The sequence below is a fragment of the Yoonia sp. 208BN28-4 genome (assembly GCF_037543925.1).
Lineage (GTDB): Bacteria > Pseudomonadota > Alphaproteobacteria > Rhodobacterales > Rhodobacteraceae > Yoonia.
Genome location: NZ_JBBIFY010000003.1, coordinates 387,940 through 403,177, shown reverse-complemented (window position 1 = coordinate 403,177; position 15,238 = coordinate 387,940). Strand labels below are relative to the sequence as shown.

Below are 15,238 nucleotides of genomic sequence, written 5' to 3'. Positions count from 1 at the left end.
GTCACGTCTTCTTGAAGATTTTACTTCACGCTACTGGCGCACGAAAGGCGCGCGCACAGCCTCGTCCAGCGCCCATGTCTGGATCGCGGACACAATGCCGGTTGCGATACGCGCGCGGCCTTGGGCGGTTTGCAAAAGCGCGCGGTCATCCGCATTTGACAAAAACCCCACTTCGACAAGGACCGACGGAAAATCAGCCGCGTTCAGAACAGCCAGCCGCCCTTCACGTCTGGGGCGGGAATTCAGTTTGGCCCCTGCGCCCTCAAGGCCCGCCACCAGCGTATCTGCAAACCGCTGCCCCCGTGGTGCTGTTTCGGCACGCGCAAGGTCCATCAACACGCCGGCAATCGTGTCGTCCTGTCCGGTCAGGTCCAATCCTGCCAGCAGATCACCCCTTTCGTGACGTTCAGCCATGCGTTGCGACGCGCGGTCACTGCCTTCAGCATTCAGCGTGTAAACGGACGCGCCCTCGGCCTCATCCTCTTCCAGCGCATCGGCATGCAACGAAATAAACAAATCCGCCGCCGCAGCCCGCGCGATCGACATGCGCGCCTCAAGCGGCACAAAAACATCCGCATCACGGGTCAGGATGGCGCGAAACCCCTCGGCACGGTTTAATGCGTCAGCCACTTCGATACCAAGGGCCAGCATGAGATCAGCTTCGTGCACGGTGTGAGTCACGGCACCGGGGTCAATGCCGCCGTGGCCGGGATCAATGACGATGGTCAGCGTGCCGTCCGCGTCCGGCACCGGCGCCGGCAGATCTGGCGTTTCAGGCACAAGCGGCCCCCAACCTTGCGTTTGCGGCGCCCCTGCGTTGGCGGCGAATGCATCTTCAGTGACGGGATTAAGCATAATCGCCAGATGCGCCGCCCCGCTGTCAGGCTCAACCGTCATTCCGGCCTGCGCGATACCCAGCGGTCCGGCCATGGCGATCACAAGGCGCGACCAGCCTGGGCGCAGCACGCCAAACCGCACATCTTCCGCAAGATCGGCGTTGTCCAAGCCGGCGCGATTGACCCCGGTCCAGTCCACTTCGCGAAAGTCTGCGACCAGACGCGGCGGTTCATCCAACGTGAAAACCCGATACGGCACGGTCTGGCTGAGATGCAGGTCAATCTGCAAGCTGCGCCCCGCGTCCACGATCTGGCTTTGCCCCATATCGACCCGCGCCAGCCCGCTGAAATCCTGCGCGACAGCGGGAAGCGCCATAAGTGCTGCGAGGGCAAAAGCACGCTTCAGCATTGGCGCTCTGCCATAAATGTCTGCAATCGCTTCAATCCTTCGGCAATATCGGCGGTGGCGCGCGCATATGAAAATCGCAGCCATTTGCCCCCGTCAACCGGATCAAAATCAAGACCCGGGGTCACGGCCACACCCGCCTTTTCAAGCACTTCTGACGCGAAGCTCAGGCTGTCATCGGTAAAGTCGGATACATCGGCATAGATGTAGAATGCCCCGTCAGGCGGTGCAAATTTTGTAAAACCCGCCTGCGTCAGCCCCGCAATCATCATGTCACGGTTAGCGCGATAGACATCAAGATTTGCCTCAAGTTCGTCGGGCGCGCCGATGGCGTGCAAGGCGAGACGCTGTGCCGCATGTGGCGCGCAGATGAACATATTTTGCGCCAGACGTTCGACCGTCCGAACGTGATCCTCGGGGACAATCATCCAGCCCACCCGCCAGCCGGTCATAGAGAAGTATTTTGAAAACGAATTGACCACGTAAACATCGTCGGTCACCTCAAGCGCGGACACGGCACGCCGATCATAACCGATCCCGTGATAAATCTCGTCCGAGATCAGCGCCGTACCGTTGTCTGCGCAGGCTTCCGCCAATGCGGCAAGCTCTGCGTGATCCAGCATCGTGCCGGTGGGGTTGGCAGGTGAGGCCACAATCAGACCGTCCAGATTATGCGCCACAACATCCGACGGCACCGGCTGAAAGCGGTTCTCTAGCGTCGTTGGCATCGTCACCGCCTCTAGCCCCATCGCCTTAAGAATCTGGCGGTAAGATGGATAGCAGGGCGCACCCAAACCAACCTTATTATCGTTATCAAACAATGCACTAAACGCCAGAATGAATGCACCGGACGCGCCTGCGGTTATCACAACGCGCCCTGCGTCGATGTCCACATCATACCAGTCTTTGTAGTGCTGCGCGATCCGCGCGCGCAATTCAGGCAACCCCAATCCCACGGTATAGCCAAGCGGCTGATCCAGCTCGGCCTGCAGCTTGGCAACCGCGTCGCGCGGCGCACCAGTGCCGGGCTGGCCGACCTCCATATGAATTATGTGACGGCCCTGCGCCTCGGCCTGTCGTGCCGCCTCCATCACATCCATCACAATGAAGGGATCGACATCCCCACGGGTTGAGCTTTGCATCCGCCGTCCCTTATACCTGTTGCAACGGTTTTGCCCTGCCTGTGCGCGGGGTGCAATCCATCAGACGCCACTTCGGCCACCAGAGCGAGTTTCCCCTTATGTCTTACCGTCTTGCCCTTGCATTCAGTGCCGCGCTTGCCTTGCCTGCCGCCGCCCAAGAAATGACCGCCGATGAACGTGCGGCGTTCCGCGCTGAAGTGCGTGCATACCTGATGGAAAACCCCGAAGTGTTGATGGAGGCAATCGGCGTGCTGGAACAGCGCGAGGCGACAGCCGCCGCACAAGCCGACAGTGACATGGTTTCGCGCAACGCAGCCGCCTTGTTTGACGACGGTCACTCCTTTGTTGGCGGCAATCCCGATGGCGACATCACCATCGTTGAGTTCATGGATTATCGCTGCGGTTACTGCAAACGCGCCCACCCGGAAGTGACCGCCCTTCTCGCCGCTGACCCGAATATCCGCTATGTTATCAAGGAGTTCCCGATCCTTGGCGAGCAGTCCGATCTGGCATCACGCTACGCCATTGCGGTGCAACTCATGGAAGGCGACGAGACCTACAAGACCGTGCATGACACGCTGATCGAATTTCGTGGCGATGTGTCTGACGCGTCTTTGTCGCAAGTGTCCGGTGCCTTCGGGTTTGACCACGCGGCACTTTCGGACCTGATGGCAGGCCCCGAAGTGAGCGAGATTATCGCAAAGAACCGCCAGTTGGGACAGCAGCTTCAGATTAGCGGCACGCCGTCGTTTGTGTTCGAGGACCAGATGGTCCGTGGGTATGTGCCACTGGCCCAAATGGAAGCGATTGTCGCGCAGGTCCGCGCTGACGCGGGCTAAAACTTCGACAAAGGTAATCGTCGGGCTATTTCTTGAAGGGATCAACGACCCTTAAGGAGTATCCCGATGCCCAACCGCCGCCAATTCCTCGTCCAGACGTCAGCTGCAACAGCGCTGACCGTTCTGCCATTTACCGCCCGCGCTGACGGCCATGCGCCTGACACGTTTCCGACCGCCAATGGCGAAGTGACAATCCACCCGATCAGTCACGCCTCTTTCGTGATGACCACACCCGAAGGCACGGTTTGGGTTGATCCGGTTGGCGATCCGTCCGCCTATGCGGACAAGCCGGCCCCCGACATGATCCTGATCACACACGAACATGGCGATCACTACGATCAGGCCCTGCTTGATGCCGTCGTCACAGACGGCATGCCGATCATCGCCAATTCATCCGTTTACGGCATGCTGCCCGAGGCGATGCAGGCCAACGCCACATCACTGGACAACGGTGACGCGACACAATTCAACAAGTTGGATGTCTACGCCATCCCCGCCTACAACATCACCGAAGGCCGCACCGATTTTCACCCCGTCGGACGCGACAACGGCTACCTGGTCGAGGTTGATGAAATGCGGATCTACATTTCGGGCGATACCGAAGACATCCCCGAAATGCGCGCGCTTGAGAACATCGACCTGGCCTTTGTCTGCATGAACTTGCCGTTCACGATGGACGCCGAAGCCGCCGCCTCTGCCGTGAACGAATTTGAGCCGAAAAACGTCTACCCCTACCACTACCGCGGGCGCGACAACGGCACGCAAGACCCACAAGAGTTCGCCGAAATGCTCGCCGATGGCATCGCCGCGAAAATGGGCGGCTGGTATAGCTAAATTAAAGTTTCAATCGTCGCAGTGATCAAAGAAACGTCACTGCGACTTTTGAGATTTCTTTTTTGTTTGCGCATCAAACTTCGCCCACACATGCATGTGTCCTCGCTGCCGTGCGTCCGCCAACCACATTCTGCGCCGCGCATCCGGCGGCTCCAAGTGTTTGTAGGCACCGCCCGAAAACTTTGGCCAATCAAGTGCGAGATTGGCTTTGACCATCTCAGCCGACAGATCTCGTCCGTCAGCGAGATAGCAAATCGCAACGCATCGGTTATGATCGTCGCTATCAATAATCTCTGCGCAAACGACATGGCCTTTCACCAGCTTGATAAGCTTGCTTTTTGCCATTTTACCGAACGGATGATGAAACTCGGGCGCATCCACGCCAAACAGCCTGATTTCGGTTTTTTTGATTCGAAGTGAATCGCCATCTATAACGTAAGCTAAGCCCTTAAGCTGATGCCCTCTGGCGATGGCAGGTTTCTTCGGACGAACTTGCGGTTTTGGGCGACGGGACGGCTGCGCGGTTTTCCGTGGTGGGCTTGATAGAGGTTCGCTCGGTCTTGTTTTCGGCCAGCATAACCAAACGATTACAGCAACAAGGATAAGAACACCCAGTTCCATAGATCACCCTACAAGCATCATGCTAGTTTCAGCCAACAGTGTCGGACTACTCCGCCGCTTGCGTCTCGTCTGCCTTGGCCGCATCCAGTTCGGCGGCCTTTTTCTCGACCTGCTCCACGATGTGATCGACCATCTCGTCGTTGTTGAGCTTGTGGCTTTGCTTGCCAGCCAGATAGACCATCCCCGACCCCGCACCGCCGCCTGTAAAGCCGACGTCGGTCATCAGCGCCTCACCCGGTCCGTTGACCACGCAGCCAATGATCGACAGCGACATGGGCGTCTTGATGTGCTCCAGACGCTGTTCCAGCTTTTCGACCGTTTTGATCACGTCAAAGCCCTGCCGTGCGCAGGACGGGCAGGAAATGATGTTCACACCACGGTGCCGCAGGCCAAGGGATTTGAGAATTTCAAATCCCATCTTCACCTCTTCCACCGGATCAGCGGACAGCGATACACGAATGGTGTCGCCGATCCCCATCCACAGCAGGTTGCCCATGCCAATAGCGGATTTCACGGTGCCGGAAATCAGGCCGCCCGCCTCGGTAATTCCAAGGTGGATCGGCGCGTCAGTGGCATCGGCCAGTTTCTGGTAAGCTGCCGCCGCCATAAAGACGTCAGACGCTTTGCAGGAAATTTTGAACTCGTGGAAATCGTTGTCCTGCAAGATTTTGATGTGATCCAGCCCGCTTTCGACCATCGCGTCAGGGGTTGGCTCGCCATATTTGTCCAGCAGGTGCTTTTCAAGCGACCCTGCGTTCACGCCAATGCGGATCGAACAGTTGTGATCCCGCGCGGCCTTGATGACCTCTTTCACGCGCTTTTCGTCACCGATGTTGCCCGGATTGATCCGCAGACACGCCGCACCCGCCTCTGCCGCCTCAATCCCGCGTTTGTAGTGGAAATGGATATCGGCGACCAAAGGCACCGAAACCTCTGGCACAATCTCTTTGAGCGCTTTTGAAGACGCCTCATCCGGCACAGACACACGCACGATATCGGCACCAGCATCAGACGCGGCATTAATCTGTGCGATCGTGGCCTTCACATCTGTCGTCAGCGTATTTGTCATCGTCTGCACAGAGATCGGCGCGCCACCACCAACAGGCACACTGCCCACCATGATCTGGCGGCTTTCACGGCGATAGATGTTGCGCCACGGGCGAATATGATTGAGCGACATGAAGAGGAAGCCTTTGATCTGTCAGTTGCCCATAACCTAAGCACCCCGTCGCACGGGGGCAACGGGCCGTTTCAGCGCACATGGGAAAGAATTACTGGTCGGCTTGCACTTGCGCGACGTTTGTCGGCACAGCCGGTGCCGCGTCGCCAAATGGATTGGCCGTCGGGAAGTTACCGCTAAGGTTGGCGGCAGACAATTCAAGGTTCGATGTGACCGACCCGCGTGGACCGGCAGGCCCGTGCATCTGCCCGTTGACCGAAAAGTAGATGCCGCCGCTTTCACCAACACGCAGGGTTGGTGCTTCTTCAGTGGCTGGCAGCGCAAACGTATCGCCTTCTTCCATGATCCCTTCAAAGATCACAGCGCCATCAGCCGCGCGCACGCGGACCCAGGCCGCACTGGCCGCGACAAGCTGGACCTCTGGCACGGGGCCTTCCAGCACTTGGATGGCTGGTGTCTGGGCTTCGATGGCGGGCGCCACAACACCGGCGTCTGCCAAAGCAGTGGTCAAGTCGGTTTCAGGCACCACGGCGCCAAATGTGCCGGGGTTCAGGCTGGCGATAGGGCCATCACGCGACACCAGCACAGGCACATCAAGCGCCTGCGGGCGATAAAGACGATCCAAAGCCTCTGTCGACGGCGCGACAAAGCCTGCCACATCATCTGTCGCGGTTTGCGATGCGGTCGCACCAGCCAACGGATCGATGTCGGAAACAACTGTTGGTGTTTGCTCAACCGGCGCGAACTGCACCCGCTGCACCTCTTGCAAGACGGTCCAGCCGCCGTAGCCAAGGCCGCCAATCAGGGCCACCAGCACCAAAAGCGATCCAACCGCACCGGGCTCAACCCGCCCGAACATGCTGTCGCCTGCCGGAACAAACGGCGTGGCCGAGCCTGAGAAGATGTCTTTGCTCCCAATCGGACCCATATCCACGCGCACTGGTTTGGCGGCAGATGCGGCAGCGGACATCCCGTGGGCCGTGGCAAAGCCGCTTTCACGGCAGAACGTGTCAAACGCCCAATCGGGGTCCATGTTCAGATAACGCGCATAGGACCGCACATAACCCGCAATAAAGCCGGGCGTGTCAAAGGCTGTCGGATCGGAGTTTTCGATGGCCGCGATATAGGCCGCCTTGATTTTCAGCTCGCGCTGCACGTCCAAAAGGCTCTTTCCCATGGTCGCACGCTCACCGCGCATCAGGTCGCCAAGGCGCAACTCGAAGGCGTCGAATCCGTTGGATTCGACTTCCTCAGTCGCTTTCGCTCGCCTGAAGCCTCGCACAATCATTGGCTGTCCCGTCGCCTTAAGTCCCCAGATGTAGTGCATCGCGATTCGACGTCACTACATCGTCTAACGAATTGCTAACACATCACGACAATGTTTGCATCCGCAGAAACAGATTAACCCGCAAGTTCGGCACGATTCAGCGCACAATGGGACCATAGCGTGTCCAACGCGGAAACCAGCGCGTCCATCTCGCGCGGACCGTGGACCGGCGACGGGGTAAAGCGCAGACGCTCCGTGCCGCGTGGCACGGTCGGGAAATTGATCGGTTGCACGTAAATTCCGTGGTCCGACAGCAGCATATCAGACAGCTTTTGCGTGTGGACCGGATCGCCGACGATCAGCGGAACGATGTGGCTGCCGTGGTCAATGATCGGCAGACCCAACCCCTTAAGCCGCAGCTTCAGGATACCCGCTTGCGTCTGATGTTCGTCGCGCAAGTGCTGTGCTGTCTTGAGGTGCGCGACCGAAGCGGCCGCCCCCGCTGCAACCGCTGGCGGCAACGACGTGGTAAAGATGAAGCCCGGCGCATAAGACCGGATCGCGTCGCACATCTTGGCAGATGCGGCGATATAGCCGCCCATCACGCCGTAAGCCTTGGCCAGCGTGCCGTTGATGATATCGATCCGCCCCATCAGGCCGTCACGTTCAGCAACACCGCCGCCGCGTGGACCATACATGCCTACTGCGTGCACTTCGTCCAGATAGGTCAGCGCGCCAAATTCCTGTGCCAGATCGCAAATCTCTTCCAGTGGGCCGAAATCGCCGTCCATGGAATAGATCGACTCAAAGGCGATGACCTTTGGCACATTCGGATCGTCTGCTTCCAGCAGTTCACGCAGGTGGGCAACGTCGTTGTGACGGAAGATACGCTTCGCACCGCCGTTGCGGCGCACACCTTCGATCATCGAAGCGTGGTTCAGCGCATCTGAATAAATGATCAAGCCCGGAAACAGCTTTGGCAGTGTGGAAAGTGTGGCGTCATTTGCGATATAGGCCGACGTGAACAGCAGCGCCTCTTCCTTGCGGTGCAAATCTGCCAGTTCAGCCTCAAGCCGTTTATGATAGACCGTTGTGCCGGAAATGTTGCGCGTGCCGCCCGATCCTGCACCTGTGGCCGCAATCGCCTCGTGCATGGCGTCCATCACGACCTGCTGCTGGCCCATGCCCAGATAATCGTTGCCGCACCAAACCGTCACTGGTGCCTGATTGCCATCCGGCTTTGTCCAGACCGCATGCGGAAACTGTCCGCGCGTCCGTTCGATGTTGATAAAGGTGCGGTAGCGCCCCTCTTCATGCAAACGGTTGATCGCCTGATCGAGCTGAGCGTCATAGTTCACGTGGCATTCCTTCGCAGTCGTCCCCTTGCACACAGCAGATGTCGCAAGGGTCTTAGAATATTTCTAAACCTCATATAGTCCGATCTGCGCGCGGGCAACAACGGATGGGGTTTCAACGGACAATATGCCTCACCCGTTGTCACTGCCTTGATGCAGATCAAGAAATTTGTGTCCTGACAACATGTCAGCCCCACCGTGGCGCTGCGGGATGCTTGGGGTCATCCCTTGGCGCACGGCAGGGCCGCGAACACAGCGATTCTACTGGTTCAGGCGCACTTCTGGCGCGGGGTAGCCCATGCTGTCCTGATCGGCGAAAGCCTGATGGCAGTCGTGACAAAAGGCTTGGTTCACGCCCATGGTTTTCCCGTTAGGCTGCACGCCGGAATAAACCCAGTTGCCATACTCATCCGCCTCGCCCTCGGCGACCTTGGTCATGATGAATAGCGGACCGGGGCGCGGGTTGCCGTTATTGCGCAGCTTATAGCTTTCCTTGGCCAGCACAGAGCCCACAGGCATGCTGAAATCCTCGCCATAGCCGTATTGCACATAGGTCTCAAAGGCGATGTCGTTTGCAAATGTGTTCAGGAAGCGGTCACCATGCGGACCGGGCAGGAACGGCCCTGTCGCCGTGGCCCCCCATGTGCGGTAGACGCTGCCAACCTCGTGGCCTTCGCGGCCATAGCGTTCTTCCAGATCGGCGCTGACACATTCATAAAGTGCATCCACCTGCGCCTGATCAAAGTCATAAGGATCGTCGGTGAAATTACAGCTGTCTTGTGCACTTGCAGCGCCCGCCATCATTACCAGCGCCGCAGCCACGCCTGTCATCATCATTTTCATGGTGTCTCCATCCCTCTTGGATCTTGGTTTGATTGCCTGCACCTTAGCTGCGACATTCTGTCATAGATACACACGCCCTCTCACGAAATGGAGAGGATTACTGCGGAATGTAGCTGCTTGACCTTACCAACTGATTGCACCCCGCCCCCGATTGCCCGCAGTATGATGCGAACACCCATTCCTTCATAAGGCCCGCCTCATGTCCCTTGATCCCGTCCTCGCCCGTATCGATGCCGATTTGCCTGCTGCCACGGAACGCCTGCTCGATCTGCTGCGCATTCCGTCCATCTCGACCGATCCGGCGTATAAAGAACATTGCGATGCCGCCGCCGACTGGCTGGTCGCTGATCTGGAAAGCATCGGACTTGCCGCATCCAAACGCCCCACACCCGGTCATCCGATGGTCGTCGCACACGGCGAAGGCGACGGGCCGCACGTGTTATTCTACGGACACTATGACGTGCAACCCGTTGATCCGCTTGATCTATGGGATCGCGACCCCTTTGATCCCCAGATCGAAGACACCGCCAAGGGCAAGGTCATCCGTGGTCGCGGTTCATCCGACGACAAGGGCCAACTGATGACATTCGTCGAGGCTTGCCGCGCGTGGAAGGCCGTGCACGGCACTCTGCCCGCGAAAATCTCGATCTTTTTCGAAGGCGAAGAAGAATCAGGCTCGCCCTCGCTGGTCCCCTTCATGCAGGACAACGCAGAGGAACTGACCGCTGACGTGGCGCTGATCTGTGACACCGGCCTTTACGGTGACAGCACGCCTGCGATCATCACACAGCTACGCGGGCTTTTGGGCGAAGAGATCACGATCACCGGCCCCTCGCTCGACCTGCACTCTGGCATGTACGGCGGCATCGCGATGAACCCCGCGCGGGTATTGGCCAAAATTATCGCCTCCCTGCACGACGACCAAGGCCGCATCACCGTGCCGGATTTCTACGACGGCGTGCCGGAGCTGTCCAACGAACTGGCCGCAAGCTGGGACGACCTGAAATTCGACCATGAGAATTTCCTTGGCGAAGTCGGCCTGTCGATCCCCGCAGGCGAAGTTGGCCGCCGCCCGCTTGAGATGATCTGGTCCCGCCCCACCTGCGAGGTGAACGGCATGATCTCGGGCTATACCGGCGACGGTTTCAAAACCGTGCTGCCATCCAAAGCATCGGCTAAGATCAGCTTCCGCCTTGTCGGCACCCAAGACCCGCTGGCCATCCGCGACAACTTCCGCGCGATGGTCCGCTCATTGGTCCCTGACGACTGCACGGTGGAATTCAGCGACCACGGCGCGAGTGCCGCTGGCCAGATGTCCACCGAAAACCCCGCTTTCGCCAAAGCCTCTGCCGCGCTGTCAGACGAATGGCCCAACGCTGCGGCCTATGTCGGCTGCGGCGGCTCCATCCCCATCGCGGGCCATTTCAAGACCGTACTGGACATGGACGCAATGCTGATCGGCTTCGGCAAAGACGACGACGCGATCCATTCCCCAAACGAAAAGTACGACCTGTCGAGCTTCCACAAAGGCATCCGCTCATGGGCGCGGATTTTAGCGGCTTTGTCGAAAGACTGACGGCGCGCGTCAAGACCGACGTTCAATGACGGGTGGATGACTGTTTTGCGGGACATAGCGGACATCCGCTGCGCTTTCGCCAATGGCTGCTTTTCAAAATAAATTATTCTCAAGGCATTCTTGTCGCATCGCGCGTCAAAGCCAATATGCACACCATACGTAGCAGCACGCTGCGTCGGGGGAATTCCTTGGACTATCTGTATATTGTGACCGGCTTGATCGGTTTGTTTTTTGGTGGCGAAGCGCTTGTTAGGGGAAGCGTAAATATTGCGCAGCGACTGTCGATTTCGCCGCTTGTCATTGGGTTGACTGTTGTCGGCTTCGGCACGTCAACACCCGAACTCTTGGTCTCAGTGCAAGCCGCCTTACGCGGCGTTCCAGATATCGCAATTGGCAACATCATTGGCTCAAACATCGCAAACATTTTGCTGATTGTTGGTCTGACCTGCCTTGTATGGCCTATCCGCGTCAAAGTTGCCGCTTTGCGACGTGACTTAAGATTTATGGCGGCATCAGCATTGTTGCTGGCACCGCTTTTTGCGTTGGGCGAAGTCGGTCGTTTGGCTGGTCTCATTCTTGTCGGCGGATTAACTGCCTACTTGGTTTGGACCTTCAAGATGTCGCGGCAGGACGCGGTGGACGTTCAAAGCACAGACAAGCAATCTCCAATGGGAATTTCACTGTTTTGGGTCGCATTTGGCCTTACGGCACTGATGTTTGGAGCGCAGTTCCTGGTTGATGGCGCCGTGTCTGCGGCGCGGAGTTTTGGCGTGTCTGAGGCGTTCATCGGGCTGACTATTGTGGCCGTCGGGACCTCGTTGCCCGAACTTGCAACGTCACTTATCGCCGCGTTTCGTCGCCAGTCGGATATCGCAATCGGCAACGTAATCGGGTCCAATATTTTCAACGTGTTAGGAATTTTGGGTGTGACAGCCCTGATCGCCCCCATACCCGTTACTGCACGTTTCTTGACGTTCGATTTGCCGGTCATGATTGGTGCGTCAGGCGTCTTGATAGGCCTTTTGCTAACACGTTCACAGATCGGGCGCGGAATTGGTATGATGATGTTACTCGGCTACGGCATCTATGTTTTCGCGGCGCAATGACGCTTGGCAACCATTCGTTGTGTCGCCGAACACTAGAAATATGGGCTTGATCCAGCTGTACGCCGAAAAGGTATCACTCGGTGAACACTGCATGTGGAGAAAGAAAAGTGGCGCGGTTGACGGGGCTCGAACCCGCGACCCCCGGCGTGACAGGCCGGTACTCTAACCAACTGAGCTACAACCGCGCACTTTCACATGCCGCCGGATCAGGAACTTTGTAGTGGCGCGGTTGACGGGGCTCGAACCCGCGACCCCCGGCGTGACAGGCCGGTACTCTAACCAACTGAGCTACAACCGCGCATCTACAATTTCCCGCTGTTTGGCGGAACGTGTGAGGCTTCTATGCGGGCGCATAACCTGCGTCAAGCGGTCCACACGCGAAAAATCACGATCAGGCAAAACTACCTTGATCCCGCCGTGATTTTGCCGCGGTCGGGCACCGTTTCAACGGTCTGGAAGCGGGATAAATTCCTCATCATCGCCCGGCGGCAACTGAAAACGCCCGTGCGCCCAATCGCCCGCGCGCCAAGCCTCTTTTGCCGCATCAATCCGCTCCTTGGACGACGCTACAAAATTCCACCAGATGTGACGCGATCCTTCCAGCGTGGCACCGCCCAGAAGCAGCACCCGCGCGCCCTCTTCGCCCGCAGTCATTGACACACGATCACCGGGGCGGAACACCATCATCCGACCAGCCTCAAACGTATCGCCCGCAATCGTAACGGCACCGTCCATGACATAGGCCCCACGGTCTTCGTGATTGTCGGGCAGCGGCAGCTTTGCCCCCGGATCAAGCTGCGCATCCAGGTAGAACATCTCTGACGCGGTTTCAGCCGGGGCGCGTTCGCCATAAGCATCCCCAAGGATCAGGCGGACCTGTTTGCCCTCGCCCTCAAGCAGCGGCAAATCACCTTTTGGAATATGGACAAAGTCGGCAGGATCATCTTCGGCATCCTTTGGCAGGGCCATCCATGTCTGGATACCCAACAGGCTGTGCGGCGTGTTGCGAATCTCTCCGTCTGTCCGTTCGGAGTGGGTGATTCCATGACCCGCTGTCATCAGATTAACCGCACCCGGCGCGATCCATTGATCCGTGCCAAGGCTGTCGCGGTGATGGATGGTCCCTTTCATCAAATACGTGACCGTCGCGAGGCCAATATGCGGGTGCGGACGCACATCAATCCCCTGCCCCGTCAGAAATTCGGCTGGCCCCATTTGGTCAAAGAAAATGAACGGCCCGACCATCTGCCGCTTGGGCGCTGGCAACGCGCGACGCACCTCGAACCCGCCCAGATCGCGCGCACGGGGCACGATCACGGTTTCAATCGCATCCACGGCATCGCCTTTTGGACAATCGGGGTCGAGTGCGGGGTTCCAGCTCATGATGTGTCTCCTACGTTAGACCTTAACATAAGCCGTTGCGCGGAAATGAGAACGCCGTAGCCACGCAGAGGATCTGTGCGCTGACGGCGGCGTGACCGCACGAAAGCGCAAACGCCCGCGATCGGACATTCCAACATCAACATCTAAAGGAAGCATGGTGGGTGATGAGAGGCTCGAACTCCCGACATCTTCCGTGTAAAGGAAGCGCTCTACCAACTGAGCTAATCACCCGATGACGCGTCGTTTAGGGCAATCCGCGAGGCGGTGCAAGCCTTAGGTGAGCAAGTTTTGCACACCATTTTGCAGATGATAGACGCAACCCTGACCGCCATGCAGCGTCGGCGTGGAAATCGCCGCCTCGCCGCCCACGATCGAGCGGATCATCCGGCTTGTGATGCCATGGGTAATCAGCACGGAGGGGCCTTGTAGATCGGCCAGAAACGCGTGGCAGCGATCCTCTAGCGCGGCGAAACCTTCGCCATTTGGTGCAATCTCATACTGCGCCATGAACGGGTCTTTGCCTTCTGGCATCGGCAGTTCGTCGCGCAGACGACCCGACCAGTCCCCGACACCAATTTCACGCAATCGATCATCCGTGCGGATCGTCGTCGCGAACGGCGCGCAGGCAATCGCGGCAGTCTGAAACGCACGCCCTTGCGGGCTGCACAGGAAGGTAAAGCCGTCCAAAGCCCGCGTGCGCAAAATCTCGAACTGCCGCGCGGCCTGCATCTCGCCTTTTGGCGTTAACGGCGAATTCAACTCGCCTTGCATGCGGTTTTCAGCGTTCCACGTCGTCTCGCCGTGGCGCAGGATGTAAAGCTCGGGAAACATTATGTGGCTTTGCCTCTCCAGATCAGGGATTGCCGGTTCAGGGCGTGCAGATCGCTGTGGTCGGCCAGAATATCCTGTGCCAACTGCACCGCACGCGTCAGAATATCGTCAGGCGCTTTTTTGTAGGCTGGACGGTCGGTGATTGTGTCGTACCAGCACCCGCCACAGGCATGATCCAGACAGATGCGCTGAAAGCAATGATCAAGTTGCACAGGCCAGTCGCGCCCCTTGGCGGCCTGCGGCAAGGCCGTTTTGGTCAGGGCCAGCCAGTTTGCTTCCAATGCCGCACGATCCATTGCGATCCGATCATATGAAAAAGGCGCGCCGATGGGCACGCCTTGGAAAAATGGTGGGTGATAAGAGATTTGAACTCCTGACATCTTCGATGTGAACGAAGCGCTCTACCACTGAGCTAATCACCCGTCAGCGTGGATTTAGCGCCCACACCAGACCACCGCAAGCCCCCTTTGCGCGATCAGAACTCTTTTGGCGTCCGCAGTTTTAGCGTCAGCGCTTTTGCACCGCCGCCCACATCTTTGACGTTCTGCACTTTCAGTTTGCCCAAGGGCGGCAAGTGCAATTCTTCTCCGGCAAGAAGCGCATCGCTGATGACCTCGAGTGCTGCTTCCACGCCCGGCTTGATCTGGTTTTTCTTCATATCGCCGCGTTTCAGGATGCGTTCGAAAAAGTCCTGCTTTTTGATCACACGCCCCTTGGCGGCCCCACCTGCGGATGCAGCACCCTGCCCGCTATCGGATCCGGCAACGATGACCGGTTTGACCACAGCGGCCTTTGGCGCTGCGACAACCTTTGCAACCGGTCCCGCGTCCTTTGCCGGCTTGACCGCGCTGAGCTTGACCGTGCCGTCGTCGTCTGTCTTTTTGCCTGCCATCTTGTACCTCTTTGCGTTGCGTTCAGCTTATCGCTTTTGCAGCACCTTGCCAGTCAACTATGGCATCAACGTGCGGTTTTTCGTCTGATATGGTGCCGCTACACGCAAAAAGGGCGCCACCTGTGTG

15 protein-coding genes and 4 tRNA genes are annotated in these 15,238 nt (G+C 58.2%); 4 read left to right on the top strand and 15 right to left on the bottom strand.

Annotated elements, in window-relative coordinates:
* Positions 1–30 precede the first annotated feature (30 nt).
* Both V8J84_RS12100 and V8J84_RS12095 read right to left on the bottom strand, forming a co-directional pair.
* Positions 31–1,245: an N-acetylmuramoyl-L-alanine amidase gene (locus V8J84_RS12100; protein ID WP_339931458.1), complete on the bottom strand. Its 1,215-nt coding sequence runs from the start codon at positions 1,243–1,245 to the stop codon at positions 31–33.
* Positions 1,239–2,384 carry a pyridoxal phosphate-dependent aminotransferase gene (locus V8J84_RS12095; RefSeq protein WP_339931456.1) on the bottom strand — a complete coding sequence of 382 codons (1,146 nt, stop codon included), beginning with the start codon at positions 2,382–2,384 and terminating at the stop codon, positions 1,239–1,241. The genes V8J84_RS12100 and V8J84_RS12095 overlap by 7 nt, the downstream gene beginning before the upstream one ends.
* Before the next feature lie 98 nt (positions 2,385–2,482).
* On the opposite strand from V8J84_RS12095, the gene V8J84_RS12090 reads away from it, so the two are divergent.
* Together V8J84_RS12090 and V8J84_RS12085 are read left to right on the top strand one after the other, a co-directional pair.
* Complete coding sequence (locus V8J84_RS12090) at positions 2,483–3,223, top strand: DsbA family protein (RefSeq protein ID WP_339931454.1); 741 nt, start codon at positions 2,483–2,485, stop codon at positions 3,221–3,223.
* Positions 3,224–3,289: 66 nt separating this feature from the next.
* Positions 3,290–4,057 carry an MBL fold metallo-hydrolase gene (locus tag V8J84_RS12085; protein WP_339931452.1) on the top strand — a complete coding sequence of 256 codons (768 nt, stop codon included), beginning with the start codon at positions 3,290–3,292 and terminating at the stop codon, positions 4,055–4,057.
* Between the two features lie 36 nt (positions 4,058–4,093).
* Here V8J84_RS12085 and V8J84_RS12080 read toward each other — a convergent pair whose 3' ends face one another.
* From V8J84_RS12080 to V8J84_RS12060, 5 genes are all read right to left on the bottom strand, one after another.
* Positions 4,094–4,678 carry a thermonuclease family protein gene (locus V8J84_RS12080; protein WP_339931450.1) on the bottom strand — a complete coding sequence of 195 codons (585 nt, stop codon included), beginning with the start codon at positions 4,676–4,678 and terminating at the stop codon, positions 4,094–4,096.
* A 46-nt stretch (positions 4,679–4,724) separates the two neighbouring features.
* On the bottom strand, positions 4,725–5,858 hold the full coding sequence (ispG, locus tag V8J84_RS12075; RefSeq protein WP_339931448.1) for a flavodoxin-dependent (E)-4-hydroxy-3-methylbut-2-enyl-diphosphate synthase: 1,134 nt from the start codon (positions 5,856–5,858) through the stop codon (positions 4,725–4,727).
* Positions 5,859–5,949: 91 nt separating this feature from the next.
* Positions 5,950–7,146, bottom strand: a complete 1,197-nt coding sequence (locus V8J84_RS12070; RefSeq protein WP_339931446.1) for a helix-turn-helix domain-containing protein — start codon at positions 7,144–7,146, stop codon at positions 5,950–5,952.
* Between the two features lie 113 nt (positions 7,147–7,259).
* Complete coding sequence (hemA, locus tag V8J84_RS12065) at positions 7,260–8,483, bottom strand: 5-aminolevulinate synthase (protein WP_339931444.1); 1,224 nt, start codon at positions 8,481–8,483, stop codon at positions 7,260–7,262.
* A 258-nt stretch (positions 8,484–8,741) separates the two neighbouring features.
* Positions 8,742–9,323: a cytochrome P460 family protein gene (locus tag V8J84_RS12060; protein WP_339931442.1), complete on the bottom strand. Its 582-nt coding sequence runs from the start codon at positions 9,321–9,323 to the stop codon at positions 8,742–8,744.
* A 199-nt stretch (positions 9,324–9,522) separates the two neighbouring features.
* On the opposite strand from V8J84_RS12060, the gene V8J84_RS12055 reads away from it, so the two are divergent.
* Complete coding sequence (locus V8J84_RS12055; protein ID WP_339931440.1) at positions 9,523–10,899, top strand: M20/M25/M40 family metallo-hydrolase; 1,377 nt, start codon at positions 9,523–9,525, stop codon at positions 10,897–10,899.
* 146 nt (positions 10,900–11,045) lie between these two features.
* Complete coding sequence (locus V8J84_RS12050) at positions 11,046–12,005, top strand: calcium/sodium antiporter (protein ID WP_445285976.1); 960 nt, start codon at positions 11,046–11,048, stop codon at positions 12,003–12,005.
* 108 nt (positions 12,006–12,113) lie between these two features.
* Here the strand turns inward: V8J84_RS12050 and V8J84_RS12045 are convergent.
* The 8 genes from V8J84_RS12045 to V8J84_RS12010 all read right to left on the bottom strand — a co-directional run bounded on the left by V8J84_RS12045 (position 12,114) and on the right by V8J84_RS12010 (position 15,111).
* A tRNA-Asp gene (locus tag V8J84_RS12045) sits at positions 12,114–12,190 on the bottom strand.
* Positions 12,191–12,226: 36 nt separating this feature from the next.
* Positions 12,227–12,303: transfer RNA gene (locus V8J84_RS12040), tRNA-Asp, on the bottom strand.
* Positions 12,304–12,449: 146 nt separating this feature from the next.
* Positions 12,450–13,388 carry a pirin family protein gene (locus tag V8J84_RS12035; RefSeq protein WP_339931436.1) on the bottom strand — a complete coding sequence of 313 codons (939 nt, stop codon included), beginning with the start codon at positions 13,386–13,388 and terminating at the stop codon, positions 12,450–12,452.
* A 155-nt stretch (positions 13,389–13,543) separates the two neighbouring features.
* Positions 13,544–13,619: transfer RNA gene (locus tag V8J84_RS12030), tRNA-Val, on the bottom strand.
* Positions 13,620–13,661: 42 nt separating this feature from the next.
* Positions 13,662–14,222: a histidine phosphatase family protein gene (locus tag V8J84_RS12025; protein ID WP_339932050.1), complete on the bottom strand. Its 561-nt coding sequence runs from the start codon at positions 14,220–14,222 to the stop codon at positions 13,662–13,664.
* A complete protein-coding gene (locus V8J84_RS12020) occupies positions 14,219–14,515 on the bottom strand; it encodes a hypothetical protein (RefSeq protein ID WP_339931434.1) in 297 nt (98 codons plus the stop codon). Before V8J84_RS12020 ends, V8J84_RS12025 begins: the two co-directional genes overlap by 4 nt.
* 51 nt (positions 14,516–14,566) lie before the next feature.
* Positions 14,567–14,641 (bottom strand) — tRNA-Val (locus V8J84_RS12015).
* 53 nt (positions 14,642–14,694) lie between these two features.
* A complete protein-coding gene (locus V8J84_RS12010; protein ID WP_339931432.1) occupies positions 14,695–15,111 on the bottom strand; it encodes an HU family DNA-binding protein in 417 nt (138 codons plus the stop codon).
* Positions 15,112–15,238 lie beyond the last annotated feature (127 nt).

Excerpts from the sequence above, each read along its gene's own strand:
- V8J84_RS12035 (WP_339931436.1), bottom strand. The coding sequence starts at position 13,388 with ATGAGCTGGAACCCCGCACTCGACCCCGATTGTCCAAAAGGCGATGCC.
- V8J84_RS12010 (WP_339931432.1), bottom strand. The coding sequence starts at position 15,111 with ATGGCAGGCAAAAAGACAGACGACGACGGCACGGTCAAGCTCAGCGCG.
- V8J84_RS12050 (WP_445285976.1), top strand. The coding sequence starts at position 11,046 with ATGCACACCATACGTAGCAGCACGCTGCGTCGGGGGAATTCCTTGGAC.
- V8J84_RS12095 (WP_339931456.1), bottom strand. The coding sequence starts at position 2,384 with ATGCAAAGCTCAACCCGTGGGGATGTCGATCCCTTCATTGTGATGGAT.
- V8J84_RS12085 (WP_339931452.1), top strand. The coding sequence starts at position 3,290 with ATGCCCAACCGCCGCCAATTCCTCGTCCAGACGTCAGCTGCAACAGCG.
- V8J84_RS12055 (WP_339931440.1), top strand. The coding sequence starts at position 9,523 with ATGTCCCTTGATCCCGTCCTCGCCCGTATCGATGCCGATTTGCCTGCT.
- V8J84_RS12020 (WP_339931434.1), bottom strand. The coding sequence starts at position 14,515 with ATGGATCGTGCGGCATTGGAAGCAAACTGGCTGGCCCTGACCAAAACG.
- V8J84_RS12100 (WP_339931458.1), bottom strand. The coding sequence starts at position 1,245 with ATGCTGAAGCGTGCTTTTGCCCTCGCAGCACTTATGGCGCTTCCCGCT.
- ispG (WP_339931448.1), bottom strand. The coding sequence starts at position 5,858 with ATGTCGCTCAATCATATTCGCCCGTGGCGCAACATCTATCGCCGTGAA.
- V8J84_RS12060 (WP_339931442.1), bottom strand. The coding sequence starts at position 9,323 with ATGAAAATGATGATGACAGGCGTGGCTGCGGCGCTGGTAATGATGGCG.
- V8J84_RS12090 (WP_339931454.1), top strand. The coding sequence starts at position 2,483 with ATGTCTTACCGTCTTGCCCTTGCATTCAGTGCCGCGCTTGCCTTGCCT.
- V8J84_RS12070 (WP_339931446.1), bottom strand. The coding sequence starts at position 7,146 with ATGATTGTGCGAGGCTTCAGGCGAGCGAAAGCGACTGAGGAAGTCGAA.
- V8J84_RS12080 (WP_339931450.1), bottom strand. The coding sequence starts at position 4,678 with ATGGAACTGGGTGTTCTTATCCTTGTTGCTGTAATCGTTTGGTTATGC.